This window comes from bacterium (assembly GCA_026129405.1).
Taxonomy (GTDB): Bacteria; Desulfobacterota; Binatia; order DP-6; family DP-6; genus JAHCID01.
On sequence record JAHCID010000008.1, the window covers coordinates 158166 to 172908 of the forward strand.

At 73.5% G+C, this 14743-nt stretch carries 14 protein-coding genes; 8 read left to right on the forward strand and 6 right to left on the reverse strand.

Features of this window, described 5'->3' with window-relative positions; genetic code table 11:
- Positions 1-310 precede the first annotated feature (310 nt).
- Positions 311-532, forward strand: a complete 222-nt coding sequence (locus KIT14_22355) for a hypothetical protein (protein ID MCW5893267.1) — start codon at positions 311-313, stop codon at positions 530-532.
- A 15-nt stretch (positions 533-547) separates the two neighbouring features.
- Here KIT14_22355 and KIT14_22360 read toward each other — a convergent pair whose 3' ends face one another.
- The 4 genes from KIT14_22360 to KIT14_22375 all read right to left on the reverse strand — a co-directional run bounded on the left by KIT14_22360 (position 548) and on the right by KIT14_22375 (position 3594).
- Complete coding sequence (locus KIT14_22360) at positions 548-1453, reverse strand: SDR family NAD(P)-dependent oxidoreductase (protein MCW5893268.1); 906 nt, start codon at positions 1451-1453, stop codon at positions 548-550.
- 176 nt (positions 1454-1629) lie between these two features.
- Complete coding sequence (locus KIT14_22365; GenBank protein ID MCW5893269.1) at positions 1630-2556, reverse strand: aspartyl/asparaginyl beta-hydroxylase domain-containing protein; 927 nt, start codon at positions 2554-2556, stop codon at positions 1630-1632.
- 83 nt (positions 2557-2639) lie between these two features.
- Positions 2640-3224, reverse strand: a complete 585-nt coding sequence (locus KIT14_22370) for a DUF2238 domain-containing protein (protein ID MCW5893270.1) — start codon at positions 3222-3224, stop codon at positions 2640-2642.
- Between the two features lie 13 nt (positions 3225-3237).
- A complete protein-coding gene (locus KIT14_22375) occupies positions 3238-3594 on the reverse strand; it encodes a transcriptional regulator (protein ID MCW5893271.1) in 357 nt (118 codons plus the stop codon).
- 83 nt (positions 3595-3677) lie between these two features.
- Between KIT14_22375 and KIT14_22380 the strand changes: the two genes are divergently transcribed.
- The 3 genes from KIT14_22380 to KIT14_22390 all read left to right on the forward strand — a co-directional run bounded on the left by KIT14_22380 (position 3678) and on the right by KIT14_22390 (position 6291).
- Complete coding sequence (locus KIT14_22380) at positions 3678-4169, forward strand: nitroreductase family deazaflavin-dependent oxidoreductase (protein ID MCW5893272.1); 492 nt, start codon at positions 3678-3680, stop codon at positions 4167-4169.
- 32 nt (positions 4170-4201) lie between these two features.
- Positions 4202-5194, forward strand: a complete 993-nt coding sequence (locus tag KIT14_22385; GenBank protein MCW5893273.1) for a class I SAM-dependent methyltransferase — start codon at positions 4202-4204, stop codon at positions 5192-5194.
- A gap of 170 nt (positions 5195-5364) precedes the next feature.
- Complete coding sequence (locus tag KIT14_22390) at positions 5365-6291, forward strand: hypothetical protein (protein ID MCW5893274.1); 927 nt, start codon at positions 5365-5367, stop codon at positions 6289-6291.
- A 75-nt stretch (positions 6292-6366) separates the two neighbouring features.
- Here the strand turns inward: KIT14_22390 and KIT14_22395 are convergent, their stop codons facing one another.
- Both KIT14_22395 and KIT14_22400 read right to left on the reverse strand, forming a co-directional pair.
- A complete protein-coding gene (locus KIT14_22395; protein MCW5893275.1) occupies positions 6367-7143 on the reverse strand; it encodes a glucose 1-dehydrogenase in 777 nt (258 codons plus the stop codon).
- A 31-nt stretch (positions 7144-7174) separates the two neighbouring features.
- The gene (locus tag KIT14_22400; protein ID MCW5893276.1) at positions 7175-7993 is read right to left on the reverse strand and encodes an SDR family NAD(P)-dependent oxidoreductase; all 819 of its coding nucleotides are present in this window, start codon (positions 7991-7993) and stop codon (positions 7175-7177) included.
- 305 nt (positions 7994-8298) lie between these two features.
- On the opposite strand from KIT14_22400, the gene KIT14_22405 reads away from it, so the two are divergent.
- From KIT14_22405 to KIT14_22420, 4 genes are all read left to right on the forward strand, one after another.
- On the forward strand, positions 8299-9927 hold the full coding sequence (locus KIT14_22405; GenBank protein MCW5893277.1) for a glucan biosynthesis protein G: 1629 nt from the start codon (positions 8299-8301) through the stop codon (positions 9925-9927).
- Positions 9928-10286: 359 nt separating this feature from the next.
- The gene (gene mdoH, locus KIT14_22410) at positions 10287-12515 is read left to right on the forward strand and encodes a glucans biosynthesis glucosyltransferase MdoH (protein MCW5893278.1); all 2229 of its coding nucleotides are present in this window, start codon (positions 10287-10289) and stop codon (positions 12513-12515) included.
- Positions 12512-13852: an extracellular solute-binding protein gene (locus tag KIT14_22415; GenBank protein MCW5893279.1), complete on the forward strand. Its 1341-nt coding sequence runs from the start codon at positions 12512-12514 to the stop codon at positions 13850-13852. The genes mdoH and KIT14_22415 overlap by 4 nt, the downstream gene beginning before the upstream one ends.
- Complete coding sequence (locus tag KIT14_22420; GenBank protein ID MCW5893280.1) at positions 13849-14739, forward strand: sugar ABC transporter permease; 891 nt, start codon at positions 13849-13851, stop codon at positions 14737-14739. The genes KIT14_22415 and KIT14_22420 overlap by 4 nt, the downstream gene beginning before the upstream one ends.
- Positions 14740-14743: the final 4 nt, after the last annotated feature.

Sequence of the window (14743 nt, forward strand, 5' to 3'; positions counted from 1 at the left end):
GCTACGCCGACGGCATCGGCGCCTGCCTCGCGACACGGCTCGCGACGCGGACCGCGCGCCCGGTGCGGTGGCATGCCGTGGGGCGCAGCGGGGCGACGGCGCGCCGCGCGCGGGCCGAGCTGGTGCCGCGGCTCGACGGGCTCGCGGCCGACGTCCTCGTGCTGGTGCTCGGCGTGAACGACGTCCTCCGGCTCGGCACGGCGGCGCAGTGGCGTGCCGACCTGGCCGCGCTGGCCGACGCCGCGTGCGCCGCCCTGGGCGGGCCGTGTCCGACGGTGGTCTCGCCGCTGCCGCCGCTCGGCGCGTTCGCGTGCTCCCGCAGCCGCTGCGCGCCTTCCTCGGCCTGCGCGCGGCGGCGTTCGATGCCGCCACCCGGGCGCTCGCGCGGGAGCGCGGGCTGGCGGTGGCGCCCGCGCTCCCGCCGCTCACGCCCGAGGTCTTCGCGCCCGACGGCTTCCACCCGTCGGCACGCGGCGACGCCGCGTGGGCCGACGGGCTCGCCGCCGCGGCGCTGCCGCTGCTCCGGGCGTGAGGCAGCGCCGCCGCCTCAGTCGAGGTCCTGGCCGTCCATGCCCGCGTTGCGGCGGGCGCGCCGCACGAGGTCGCCGACCACCGGGCCGAGCGCCGTCGGGTCGTCGAGCGGTGCCACCGTCGGTCCGCGGTGCCAGCCCTCGGCGACCGCCAGCACGCGCCCCGACGCCTCGAAGATGCGCCCGGTGACGTCGCGCGACTCGGTGCTCGCGAGCCACGTGACGATGGGCGCGATCCAGCGCGGCGACATCGCCGCCTTGTCCTCCTCGCCGGCGGCGCCCATGCCGAGGTCCTCGGTCATGCGGGTCAGCGCGCCGGGTGCGACGCCGTTCACGGTGACGCCGTAGCGGCGCAGCTCGCGCGCGGCGATGATCGTGAACGCGGCGATGCCGGCCTTCGCCGCGCCGTAGTTCGTCTGCCCGGCGTTGCCGTAGATGCCCGAGACCGACGTCGTGTTGATGAGGCGCGCGTCGACGCCGCGCCCGAGCCGCTTCGCCTGGTCGCGCCAGTAGGCGGCGGCGAAGTGCGCGGGGCCGAACGTGCCCTTCAGGTGCACCTTGATGACGGCGTCCCACTCGGCCTCGGCCATGTTGACGAGCATCCGATCGCGCAGGATGCCGGCGTTGTTCACGACGACGTCGAGCCCGCCGAAGGTGTCGACGGCCTGGCGGACCATCTTCTCCGCGCCGGCGAAATCGCCGACGTCGTCGGCGTTCACGACGGCTTCGCCGCCGGCCTTGCGGATCTCGGCCACCACCTCCTCGGCGGGGCCGGCCGACGCGCCCGAGCCGTCGCGCGCACCGCCGAGGTCGTTCACGACCACCTTCGCGCCGTGCGCGGCCAGCATGAGGGCGTGCTCGCGGCCGATGCCGCGGCCCGCGCCGGTGACGATGACGATGCGTCCTTCACAGAGTCGTGCCATGCCCGGCGGCGTAGCGCGCTCGCGCGGGCGGATCAATCCGCCGCGACGACGTTGGGACGCGCTGCTCGATCGTGACCTCGACCACCGGCTCGGCGGTGGCGAGGCGGGCGCATCCATGCGAGCGCGAGCCTGCGCCCGGTGCTCGGCAGGTCGCGAGTCCTGCGGCCGCCACGCCGTCAGCGCAGCGCGAGCCAGACGAGCAGCGCGGCGACGCCGAGCTTCGTGCCCCAGCTGAGGGCGTAGTATGCACGTCGGTTGCGCTTGCGCAGCGTCTTCATGACGAGCCGCACGCGGTAGAGCCGCTCGAAGACGCGGTTGGCGAGGCCGACCGGCTCGCCGTCGACGTTCGCCGTCGCGGTGAGGCGCATCACCCGATGGATCGCGAAGCGGTTGATCGCGGTCGCGACCCGGCCGCGCAGCGGGCGCTCGACGTCGCAGAAGAGGATCAGGCGGGGGAGGTCGGTCGTGTTCTCGGCGCGATGGATGTAGGTCTCGTCGAAGACCACCGCCTCGCCGTCGCGCCAGACGTACGGCTCGCCGTCGATGAAGATGCGGCAGGCGTCGGAGTTGGGCGTCCGCAGGCCGAGGTGGAAGCGCACCGCGCCGGCGAACGGATCGCGATGGCGCACGAGGTGGCTGTGCGGAGCGAGCACCGTGAACATCGCGGCGTGGACGCTCGGCGTCGCGCGCAGCAGCGCGACCGTCTGCGGGCACAGCCGCTGGGCGGACGGCAGCGGGCGGCCGTACCACTTGAGGTAGAAGCGCCGCCAGTCGCGCTTGTAGAACGAGTTGAAGGCGAGATCGTTGTGCCGCTCGGCGACGTGCACGTGGCCGGCCTCGTAGAGCGCCAGGCCCTCGTCGCGGATCGTCTCCCAGGCGCCGGAGAGGATGCGCAGCTCCGGGAAGTCGGCGAGGGCGAGCCGCGGCGAGCGCGGCACCGCCGAGGTGGCATAGACGAAGGCGTTGTAGGGCGCCAGCAGCGTCGAGTGGTCGGCGAGCTGGCGCATGAACGCGAGCCGCTCGCGGCCCCGGAAGTGGACGTAGAGGCCCGCGCCGATCCAGACGCCGAGGGCGGCGGCCACGGGCAGCGATCCGGGGGACATGGCTCGGGCGTCTTGTGCGCGGAACGCGCCGAGGGCGCAAGCCGTCCCGGGCCCCGTGCTCGGGCCGGCGAGCGGCGTCGGCGTCAGGCGCGCTTCGGCACCGGCGCCCACCACTCGGGGATGGCGGCCAGCATCGCGCCGAGGACGGCGAGGCCCATGTCCTTCTGCGCGTCCCACTCGTCGCCCTGGGTGCCGAGGTAGGCGGTTCCCGCCTGGGGATCGGCGACGCTCGCGACCAGCCACTCGACCAGCTCGTAGACGACGCTCCACCAGGCCACGACAGCGACGCAGAAGAAGAGCGTCGTCGCCCGGTCGAGCTCGCGGCCGCGGAAGCCGATCTCGCGGATCGGCCGCAGCAGCAGGAGCCCGAACGCGAAATGGACCCAGCGGTCGTAGTGGTTGCGTCCGAGACCGAGGCCGTCGCGCACCCAGTCGCCGATCGGTACCTCGGAGTACGTGTAGTGACTGCCGATCGTGTGCAGGACGAGGAAGAGCGTTCCCTGCACCCAGGCGCGATCCGAGAAGCCGACGCGCCGATGCGCGACGAGGACGAGCGGCAGCAGGACCGCCGTCGGCAGGTTCTCGATCGCCCAGTCGGCGCGGTAGCGGGGGGCGATCGCGCACGCGATCCAGACGACCGCGAAGAGCACGAGGCACAGCGCGGGCACGCGCCCGCGCGTGTCAGCCGAGCCCACCGCCGCCGCTGGTCGCCGTCGACCGTCGGCGCACCGGCTCGACGTGGAAGCGCGGCGCCTCGACCGTCTCCGCGCGGCAGCGCGGGCAGCCGCTCGGGCGCGTCAGCCGGCGCCGGTCACGGAACACGAAGCCACAGCCGCGGCAGACCGCGGGCGTCACGACGAGACGCTCGTCGGCGTGCCGCAGGGAGCGCGCGACGTGCTCCAGGTGGGTCGCGACGTCCTTCTCGCGCAGGCGGGCGAGCCGCGAGAGGTCGAAGGTGGTGCGGGGGCCCTGCCGCAGCAGCGCCAGGAGCGCCTGCCGCAGCGTCTGCGTCCGTCCGGGACTGCCGTCGGCCACGATGCGCGCAGCGTAGCGATCCGCGCGGGGGGTCGCCAGCGGCGGGCGGGGTCGCAGGGAATCGCGCGACGCGGTACGCGGAGGTCGTGGCCGGACCCGATCCGCTGCGCCGTTTCGTCCATCGCCTGCCGCTCCACCTCGCGCCGCTCGGCATCGATCGGCTCGTCGCCCGGCTGACGGGCGTCCCCTGGATCGTGCTGGAGACGGTGGGTCGCCGCACGGGGCGGCGGCACACGGTCGTGCTCGACGTCCTGCACCACGATCCGGGTCGCGACGTCTACTACGTGCAGCCGGCGTACGGCGCGCGAGCCGATTGGGTGCAGAACGCGCTGCACACCTCGGACGTCACCGCTCGCGTCGGCGGGCGGCATGTCCATGCCCGGGCGCGCGACGCCACCGGCGCCGAGGGCGCCGAGGCGACGCTGCGGCTGGTGCGGGCGCATCCCTGGTATGCCCGCGTGGTGGCGTTCCTCGTCGGCCACGTGCACGGGCTCGAACGGTCCGACGACGCGCTCCGTCCCGAGCTGGCGCGCCTCTGCACCGTCGCCCTCGACGTGGTGCCGGACGCGCCGGTTTGACCCCCGGCGCCGGCGTCCGCTACCCCGCGCCCGTGTCCGAGAGCCTGCTCCGCGTTCGGCCCGACGATCCAGAATACCTCCGGCTGGCGGCCGCGGAGGCGGCGTTCTGGCGCGCGGCGCACCCCTACGGCCTCGAGACGATCGAGGCCCGGCAGCAGCCCGGCCCGGTCGACCGCTACACCAACGAGCAGTACACGGGCGACCCGCGCGTCCCCTGGCATCGCACGATCGCGCGCTACGGCAGGTTCCGGCGCGGGCTCATGCTGGGGACGAGCGGTCTCGGCCTGGAGGCCGAGATCCTGGCGACGAACCCCGACCTGCACCTGACCTTCGTCGATCTCAGCGAGGGGCCGCTCGTGCGCCGGATGGCGCAGCTGGGCGCGCGCTTCCCCGGCCGCGTCGCCGTACGGACGGCCGATCTCAATTTCCTCACCCTCGACGTGGGCACCTACGACCTCGTGCTGTCGCGCGCGTCCATCCACCACGTCACGAACCTCGAGCACCTCGCGGCCGAGATCGCGCGCGGGCTGCAGCCGGGCGGCTGGTGCTTCCTCGAGGATTGGGTCGGCGAGCCGCGCTTCGCGTTCGCGCCCGAGAAACGCCGCGCCTTCGAGGTGCTCTACGACCGCAACCTGGCCTCGCAGCCGGGCCGGCGGCCCGGGCTGCGCTTCCTCGACGCCAGCGATCTCAGCCCGTTCTGCGGGGTTCGCTCGGACGAGATCCTGCCGGTCTTCGGCCGGTTCCTGCGCCAGGACTTCGTGCGCTGGGCCGGGGCGCTCACCGTCCCGCTCATGCGCGCGCGGCCGCTCGACGGGGTGACCCTGCCGCCTCCACCGCCGCTCCTGCGGGCGCTGGATGCGGTCCATCGCAGCATCTGCCGTGCCCTCGGCCGGCCGGTCCCGGCGCCGCGTATCCCCGGCCTCGCGGCCCTGCTCGAGACGCTCGCGATCGGCGATCGGATGCTGGTTCCGGCAGGCCTCATCCGGCCCGGCAATGCCTTTGCCGGCTTTCGCTCGACTGCGTAGAGGTATGGCGCTCGCGCACGCCGTATGCCGCCCGCTTCGGCAACAAAGGGTCTTTCACAGTACGCCCTCGTCGGGCAGGGTGTGCGATTGAACCCAGGGTCGCACGACGCGGCCCGTTGCGCGGCCCTGTTGCGGTGTGCCGCGCTCCGACACGGAGGAGGACCGAAGGGGTGAAGTACGCGCTGTTGCTCGCCATGGCGGCGAGCGTTTTCATCGGGGGAGAGGCCCTCGCCAAGAAGGCGAAGGCGCCGGCACCGACCACGCCGGCCGGTTTCATCGACGTCGACAACAACGGCGTCTGGAGCAACGGTGACCTGCCGCTCGAGGACTTCACGGGCAAGGGCGCCTACGGCTTCAACGCCTACCAGGCGCAGCCGGGCTACAAGCCGAGCGGCCGTCCGGTCGGACTCGTGGTGCAGCGGCCGTTCTCGTTCAGCAACGAGACCAACCTGTTCATCTTGAGCGGCAACGTCCGGATCGACGCCAACATCACGGCGACGAAGCGCGACACCTACGTGTCGTTCGCGACGTTGGGCGGCGACATCACGATCGCGCCGAAGGTCGTCGTCGCCGGCAACGGCGACGTGGTGTTCCAGACCTACGAGCGCGGCGACGTCCTCGTCGGCGACAACACGAAGTTCTCGACCAAGGGCGAGTTCTCGAGCGTCATCCTGAACGCCGACGGCGCGCTCGTCGTCGGCAAGGCGGCGGCCTTCTCGCTCGCGGGGGGCTACAACTCGATCTCGCTGCGCGCCGCGGAGGCCATGAGCATCGCGCCCGGCCTCACGATGAAGGGGCCGAACCACGCCTACTTCGACATCCTCTGCGACTGCGATCTCACGCTCACCGACGCCAACGTGAAGTCGGGCTACATCCACCTCGAGTCGTACGCGACCACGCGCAGCCCGGCGGCAAAGAAGATCTACGTCGCGCGCACGACGCTCAACCAGACGTACCCGAACGGCGACTTCCGCATCGTCACGACGCCCGGGATCGTGCGCCCGGCCTTCGCGCCGGACGCCATCCGGCTCGACAAGGTGAAGATCAGCACGCGGGCGACCCTGCCCATGATCCTGCCCGATCCGCTCGTCCGCTGAGCGGATCGCAGAGCTGCTCGGCGGTCGCCGCCGCCGAGGACGCCCGACGACCGATCGGCGGCTTTCCGCCGCCGATCAGTCGAACGGCCAGTTGGTCGACTCGGTGCCGCCATCGACCTCGACCACCTTGCCGGTGACCCAGCCGCCGGCCGGCGAGCAGAGCCAGAGCGCCGCCAGGGCGATGTCCTCGACGGTGCCGATGCGCCGCAGCGGCGTCATCGACTCCATCTCCCGGCGTAGCTCGGGGGTGAGCAGCGGCCGCAGGGCCGAGGTATCGACGGCGCCCACCGACAGCGCGTTGACGCGCACGCGCGGCGCGAGGTCGGCGGCGATCTGGCGGGTCATGAACGAGAGTGCCGCTTTCACCGTGCCGTAGGCGACGAAGCCCTTGCGGACGATGCGCCCCGCGGCGGACGAGATGTTCAGCACGACGCCGCCGTCACCCGCGAGCATGTGCGGCACGCACGCCCGCGTCAGGACGAAGGCCGACGTCAGGTTGAACTTCACGCACCACTCCCAGGACGGGAGGTCGGTGTCGAGGAAGGCCATCGGCGGATAGCCGCCGGCGTTGTTGACGAGGAGGTCGATACGGCCGAACTCCGCCATCGTGCGGGCGACCAGGGCGTCGAGCTGGGCGGCGTCGGTGACGTCGCACGGCACGGGCAGCGCGCGCCCGCCGAACGCGCGGACGCCCTCGGCGGTCTTCTCGATCTGCGCCTCGGTGCGCGCCGCACAGACGACGTGGGCGCCCATTTCGGCGAACGCGAGCGCGATGCCCTGGCCGATGCCGCGCCCGGCGCCGGTCACGATCGCCACCCGATCCGTCATGCGGAAACGATCCAGGAGTGCCATGTCCGTGCGTCGCCCGGCGGGGGCGACGGAGTCAAGGGCGGCGGTAGTTCGGCACGAGCCCGCCGGTGATGCCGCTCAGCAGCAAGATGGCCTGGCGACGCGGCATCCCGGCCAGCAGGGCGGCGCCCTGGCGGTTCATCTCGCCGGGGACGAGGAGCGGCTCGCGGCCGAGCGCGTCGAGCGCCTCGGCGACGACCGCCGCCGGCTCCATCACCGGCACGCCGGCGCCCGCGGCGTCGGCCGGCTGCGACGAGAGCCAGTCCGGCGTGCGTGTCGAGCCCGGCTGCACGGCGAGCACGTCGACGCCGTGCGGGCGCAGCTCGGCCCACAGCGCGTCGGCGAAGACGAGGTCGAATGCCTTCGACGCGGCGTACACGGACAGCTGCGCCGAGCCGACGTTGGCCGACAGCGAGGACATCACGACGATGCCGCCGCGGCCGCGCGCGACCATCCCGGGGGCGAACGCGTGCGCGAGCAACAGCGGCCCGCGGCAGTTGACCGCGAGCATGGCGTCGAGGTGCTCCGGCGCCAGATCGAGGAAGGGCGCGACGGTGCCGAGCGCGGCGTTGCAGACCACGAGCCCGATCGCCCGGCCGTCCACGACCGGGGCGAGCGCGGCGAGCAGGTCCGGGCGGCCGAGGTCGAGCGTCGCCGTGTCGATCGTCACCCGATGCGCGGCGCGCATCGCGTCGGCGGTGCGGGCGAGCGGCGCGGCGTCGCGATCGATCAGCACGAGGTCGAGGCCGCGCGCGGCGAGGGCGTCGGCCCAGGCCGCGCCCAGGCCGACGGCGGCGCCGGCGACGAGGGCGACGGGTCCGTAGCGGGTGGCGAAGGGCGTCGAGTCGTCCATGCTGCGCGCTCTAGCCCGCGCGACGATGCCGGGGCCACCGGCGCGCGGGCCGGCGCGGGTTCCGTCCGCGCTGCCGGCAGCGCGCGACGACGACACGCCGCACGCGGGCGGCTTCCCGTCGCCCGGCGCGCGCGCGGGCGAGCTCCCGGCCGCCACCCGAGCGTGGTCGCAACCTCGTGAAAACGAGACGGATATGCGCCGCGTGGCTTGACGCCCGTAGTGGCGTATGAAAGCTGGGCCGACTGCCGGCTCCCGTGGAGACACGCATTCGAAGGCTCGCTCGTGCCACGCTCCGCTGCGCCGCCGTGCTCGCGATCGCGTGCGGCGTGCCCGCCGGGACCGCCGCCGAGGACGCGGCGCCGGTCCCGGCGCCCGCTCCTCCGGCCAAGAAAGCGGCACCCGCGAAGCCGGGCAGCGGCAAGCCCGCCGGCGCGAAGCCGGTCCGTGAGGCGGGCAAGAAGAGGCCCGACGCCCAGGCCTCCGTGGAGGCGCCCGCCGTCGATCTCGCCTTCGTGGCCAAGCAGGCGCGGGCGCTCGCCACGAAGGCGTACGCGGAGCCGCGCGAGAAGATTCCCGAATGGCTGCGCGAGATCAGCTACGACCAGTGGCGCGACATCCGCTTCAAGGCCGACCGGACGCTGTGGGCCGACACGAAGTCGCCGTTCCTGGTGCAGCTGTTCCACCCCGGGCTGTTCTACGACCGGCCGGTGCGGATCAACCTCGTCGACGGCCGCACGGTGACGCCAGTCGCGTTCTCGCCGAACCTCTTCGACTACGGCCGCAACACGTTCGCGAACCGGGTGCCGCACGACCTCGGCTTCGCCGGCTTCCGCCTGCACTTCCCGATCAAGAAGAAGGACTATCGCGACGAGGTCATCGTGTTCCTCGGCGCCTCCTACTTCCGGGCGCTCGGCCGCAACGAGGTGTTCGGGCTCTCGGCGCGCGGGCTCGCCATCGATACCGCCGAATCGTGGGGCGAGGAGTTCCCGTTCTTCCGCGAATTCTGGCTGGTGCAGCCGGGCGCGAAGGCGACCGGTGCGACGATCTACGCGCTGCTCGACAGCCCGCGTGTCACCGGCGCCTATCGCTTCGTCGTCACCCCGGGCGACGCCACGCGCGTCGACGTCGAGTGCCGGCTCTACCTGCGTGCCGAGGTGAAGAAGCTCGGCATCGCCGCCACCACCAGCATGTTCTTCCACGGCGAGAACACGACGCGGCACTTCCTCGACTTCCGCCCCGAGGTGCACGACTCGGACGGCCTCCTCATGCACCTCGGCAACGGCGAGTGGCTGTGGCGGCCCGTCGACAACCCGTCCCGCCTCCAGGTGAGCTCGCTCGGGGCGCCTTCGCTGGCGGGCTTCGGCCTCCTCCAACGCGACCGTGACTTCGATCACTACCAGGACCTGGAGACGGGGCAGGACCATCGGCCGAGCCTCTGGCAGGAGCCGTGGGGCGATTGGGGACCGGGGCGCGTCGAGCTGATCGAGATCCCCACCGAGAACGACACGAACGACAACGTCGTGGCGTTCTGGGTGGCCGACAAGCCGGCCACGCCCGGCTCGCCGATCAGCTACGGCTACACCCAGTGGTGGTACGGCGAGGACCCGACGCGGCCCCCGGGCGGCCGCGCGATCGCCACCCGGCGCGACGCGGGCACGCTCGACGGCGGCCAGCGCGTCGTCATCGACTTCGCCGGCGGCCAGCTCGGCGAGCTGCCGCCCGACGAGGTGCTGAACGCGATCGTGGCGGTGAACGGCGGCGACGCGGTGGCCGAGATCCGCGATCAGTACCTGGTGCCGAACCCCTACGTGAAGGGCCGGCGTCTCAGCTTCCAGCTCGTGCCGAAGACCCGCGATCCGATCGAGCTGCGCGCGTATCTCCAGCGCGGCGACGAGGTGCTCACGGAGACCTGGTCCTACGCTATCGTGCCCTGAGCATGGCGGATCATCAGCCGGCGGTCGGTCGGGCCGCGCGCGACCCGCGCCTGGTGCAGAACTGGCGCGACGCCCTCGATCGCGCGACGGAGTACCTGACCGCGCTCGGCGTCACCGAGCCCGACCGCTACGACCTCGCCCACGCCGCCGTCGAGCAGGCCTCGGCCGAGCCGTGGGTCGAAGGGCGCGACGCGATCGCGGCGACGCTCGACGTCGTGCGGCGGCGTCTCGCCGGCAGCGGCGTCGGCGGCGACGCGTTCCTGCGCTGGCGTCTCGGCCTAGGCCTCGGCCGCGCCGACGCCGCCACCGCTCCGCTCGCCGCGCTGGTGCCGGCGACGCCGCCGCTGCGCCGGGCCCACATGGGCTACCAGCGCCTCGAGCGGCATCTGTTCGGCCGGCTCTTCGGCCGGCGCGCGCGGCGCCGCGGCGACGCCGAGCCCGTCCTCTACGGCAGCCCGCTGCGCCGCCTGCGGCGCTCGCTGCGCTGGACGCGCGTCGCACACGTGCGCCGCCTGCTGCTCGTCCTGCTCGTGCTGGTGCCGACGACGATCGCGAGCGCCTTCATGGTGGACGTGCTGCCGCACCAGGGGCGCACCTGGCTCGAGGTCGCGATCGTCGCGTTCTTCGGCGTGCTGTTCGGCTGGGTCTCGGTCGGCTTCTGGACCGCGCTCTTCGGCTTCTGGACGCTGCTGCGCGGGCGCGACCGCTATGCGATCACGGGGCTCGCGCGCGGCGAGGCGGGCGGCGAGGACGAGCCGCCGCTGCCGGATCCCGGCCCGGTGCCGACCGCGATCGTCATGCCGATCGCGAACGAGCCGGTGGACCGCGTCTTCGCCGGCCTGCGCGCGATCTGGGAGTCGCTCGCGCGCGCCGGCGTGCAGGACCGCTTCCACCTCTACGTCCTCAGCGACTCGAACGATCCCGACGCGATCGTCGGCGAGGAGACGGCCTGGTTCCAGTGGTGCCGCGAGGCGTCGGCCTTCGGTCGCATCTTCTATCGCCGGCGGCGCGTGCGCATCGAGCGCAAGAGCGGCAACGTCGCCGACTTCTGCCGGCGCTGGGGCTCGTCCTACCGCTACATGGTGACCCTCGACGCCGACAGCCTCATGTCGGGCACGACCATCGCGCGCCTCGTCGGGCTGATGGAGAGCCATCCCCACGTGGGGATGATCCAGACCTCGGCCGCGGCGGTGAATCGCCGCTCGCTGTTCGCGCGCATCCAGCAGTTCTCGAGCCACGTCTACGGGCCGATGTTCACCGCCGGCCTCCACTGGTGGCAGCTCGGCGACGGCCAGTATTGGGGGCACAACACGATCATCCGCGTGGCGCCGTTCATGGCCCACTGCGGCTTGCCGCGGCTGCCCGGCCGCGAGCCGCTCGGCGGCGAGATCCTGAGCCACGACTTCGTCGAGGCGGCGCTCATGGGCCGCGCCGGCTGGAGCATCTGGCTGGCGTACGACCTCGGCGGCAGCTGGGAGGAGGTGCCCTCGACGCTGCTCGAGGAGATGAAGCGCGACCGGCGCTGGTGTCAGGGCAACCTGCAGCACCTGCGGCTGCTCTTCACCGAGGGGCTCTTCGGCGCCCACCGCGCGCTCTTCCTGAACGGCGTCTTCTCGTACGTGTCGGCGGTGCTGTGGTTCGGATTCCTCAGCCTCTCGACGGTCGAGGCGATCGACAACGTCCTGCACGAGCCGAACTACTTCCCGCACGGCCCGAGCCTGTTTCCCGAATGGCCGATCTGGCGGCCGGACTGGGCGCTGTCGCTGATGGCGGTGACGGGCGTGCTCCTCTTCCTGCCGAAGGTCCTTGCGATCCTCCTCGTCTGGCTGAAGCGGCGCGAGGCGCGGGCCTACGGCGGCATCCTGCGCCTCGGGCTGTCGGTCGTGCTCGAGGTGTTGACGTCGAGCCTGCTCGCGCCGATCCGCATGGCCTTCCACACCCGCTTCGTGCTGACGAACGTGATCGGGCGGACCGTCGGCTGGAAGTCGTCGGGGCGCGAGGAGGCCGACACGGGGTGGGGCGAGGCGCTGCGGCACCACGGGCTCGACACGCTGGTCGCGAGCGCCTGGGGCGCGGGGCTCTACTGGCTCAACCCGTCGTACTTCTGGTGGGTGATGCCCATCGTCGGCGCGCTGCTGCTCTCCATCCCGCTGTCGGTGCTGCTGAGCCGGGTCTCGCTCGGCGACCGCCTGCGGCGCTGGAAGCTCTTCCTCGTCCCCGAGGAGCAGGACCCGCCGGCGGAGCTGCGCGATCTCGAGCGCTTCCAGGCCGCGGCGGCGGAGCGGCGCTCGTGGCTGCCGCGCGCCGAGCAGCACGGCTTCGTGCGCGCCATGGTCGATCCGATCACGAACGCCCTCCACCGGGCGCTGCTGCGCGGCCCACGGCGCCGGGGCGAAGCGGTGCAGGCGACGCGCACGGCGCTCGTCGAGCGTGCCGTGGCCGACGGGCCCGCCGCGCTCGGCGCCGCCGAGCAGCGCGTCCTCCTCGGCGACCCCGACGCGACCGACGCGATGCACGCGCGCGTCTGGGCCATCCCGGATCGCGTCCGGGCCGGACTCTGGGGACGGCCCGGCTCGGCCGTGTCGTGACGCCCGCGCGGGCACGGCGGGCCGCCGCGATCGTCCTCGCGGCGCTCGCCGGGTGCGCCGGCGTGCTCGCGAGCGGCTGCGGCCGCCCGCACGACGACCCCGATCGCCTGACGTTCTGGGCGCTCGGCGGCGAGGGCGAGGTGGTCGAGCGCCTGCTGCCCGAGTTCACGGCGCGCCATCCCGGGCTGCGTGTGACGGTGCAGCGCATCCCGTGGAGCGCGGCGCACGAGAAGCTGCTCACCGCCTGGGTGGGCGGCGCGATGCCCGACGTCGTGCAGGTCGGCAACACCTGGATCCCGGAGCTGGTCGTGCTCGGCGCCCTGGAGCCGCTCGACGATCGGCTCGACGCCGCCGCGCGCGCCGCGTTCTTTCCCGGCGTCCTCGATCCGAACGTCGTCGACGGCCGCACCTGGGGCGTGCCGTGGTACGTCGACACGCGCCTCGTCTTCTATCGTCGCGACCTCCTCGCGGCTGCCGGCGAGGCGGAGGCGCCGCGGACGTGGGACGCCTGGCGGGCCGGCATGCAGGCGGTGCAGGCGCGGGCGCGGCCCGGCCAGCACGCGATCCTGCTGCCGCTCACCGAGTGGCAGCCGCTCGTCATCCTCGCCTTCGGGCACGGCGCCACGCTGCTGCGCGACGGCGACTGTCGCGGCGACTTCCGCAGCCCGGCGTTCCGCGCCGCGCTGACGGCGTGGGTCCGCCTCTTCCGCGACGGCCTCGCGCCGCTCGGCGGCGCGGCGCTGGCGGCGAACCTCTACGAGGACTTCGCCCGCGGCGACGTCGCCTTCGTCGTGACCGGGCCGTGGAACCTCGGCGAGCTGGCGCGGCGTCTCCCGCCCGCGCTCGCCGACGCCTGGACCACGATGCCGATGCCGGCGGTCACCGGCGCGCCGCCGGGGCCGTCGCTCGCCGGCGGCGCGAGCCTCGCCGTCGTGCGCGGGACGCCGCGCGCGGAGGCCGCGTGGAAGCTGGTCGCGTTCCTCGCCGAGCCGGCGCAGCAGCGGCGTCTCTGGGAGCTGACGGGCGACCTGCCGGCGCGGCGCGAGGTCTGGGACGACGCCGCGCTCGCCGGCGACCCGCGCGTGGCCGCGTTCCGCACCCAGCTCGAAGCGGTGCGCGCGACGCCGAAGATCCCGGAGTGGGAGCGCATCGCCGGCAAGATCATGCAGTGGGCCGACACCGCGGTCCGCGGCACGCTCGACGTCGACGCCGCGACCGCGCGGCTCGACGCCGAGGTCGACGCCATCCTCGCCAAGCGCCGCTGGCTGCTGGGCGACCGCTGCACCGCGGGCACGGCGCCCGCCGCCGCGGCCGGCGGCGGAGCGGTCCCCGGATGAGCCGGCCCGCGCGCGTCGCCGCGGGCTGGTGGTTCGTCGCGCCGGCGCTCGGCCTCCTGCTGGTGTTCTTCCTCCTGCCGACGCTGGCCGCGCTGCTGCTCTCCGGCACCGACTTCGACGTCTACACCGTCGCCGACCCGCGCCGGCTGCGCTGGATCGGATGGGACAACTACCGCCGCCTGCTGGACGATCCACGCTTCGCGACCGCGCTCGGCAACACGCTCTTCTTCGTCGTGGTGGCGGGGCCGGCGTCGATCCTGGTCTCGCTCGGGGCCGCCCTGCTCGTCGATGCGCACGTCGTGCGCGGGCGAGCGGTCTTCCGCACGCTGCTCTTCCTGCCGGTGGTGACGACGCTCGTCGCCGTCGCCGTGGTGTGGCGCTACCTCTACCACCCGCGCTCCGGCCTCCTGAACCAGCTGCTCGCGCTCGCCGGCGTCGAGCCGATCGACTGGCTCGGCGACCCGCGCTGGGCGCTGCCGTCGCTCGCGCTGCTGGCGGTGTGGAAGAACTTCGGCTTCAACATGCTGGTCTTCCTGGCCGGCCTCCAGGCCATTCCGGAGCGCCTCTCCGAGGCGGCGCGGCTCGACGGCGCCGGCCGCGCGCGCGAGCTGTGGTCGGTCACACTGCCGCTCCTCGCGCCGACCTTCGTCTTCGTCGCCGTCATCACCACGATCGGCTACCTCCAGCTCTTCGCGGAGCCCTACGTGATGACGCAGGGCGGGCCGGCGAACGCCACGCTGAGCGTCGTCCTCCTCATGTACGAAGAGGGCTTCCGCTGGTGGAACCTCGGCTACGGCGCGGCGGTGGCGTTCGTGCTGTTCGCCATCATTCTCGTCCTGTCGGCGGCGCAGCTGCTGCTCCAGCGGCTCTGGGGAGGGCGCCCGTGAGACG

Coding starts and splice junctions, on each gene's coding strand:
- KIT14_22395 (MCW5893275.1), bottom strand. CDS start 7,143: ATGGCACTCCTGGATCGTTTCCGCATGACGGATCGGGTGGCGATCGTG.
- mdoH (MCW5893278.1), top strand. CDS start 10,287: ATGGGCTACCAGCGCCTCGAGCGGCATCTGTTCGGCCGGCTCTTCGGC.
- KIT14_22360 (MCW5893268.1), bottom strand. CDS start 1,453: ATGGCACGACTCTGTGAAGGACGCATCGTCATCGTCACCGGCGCGGGC.
- KIT14_22420 (MCW5893280.1), top strand. CDS start 13,849: ATGAGCCGGCCCGCGCGCGTCGCCGCGGGCTGGTGGTTCGTCGCGCCG.
- KIT14_22400 (MCW5893276.1), bottom strand. CDS start 7,993: ATGGACGACTCGACGCCCTTCGCCACCCGCTACGGACCCGTCGCCCTC.
- KIT14_22365 (MCW5893269.1), bottom strand. CDS start 2,556: ATGTCCCCCGGATCGCTGCCCGTGGCCGCCGCCCTCGGCGTCTGGATC.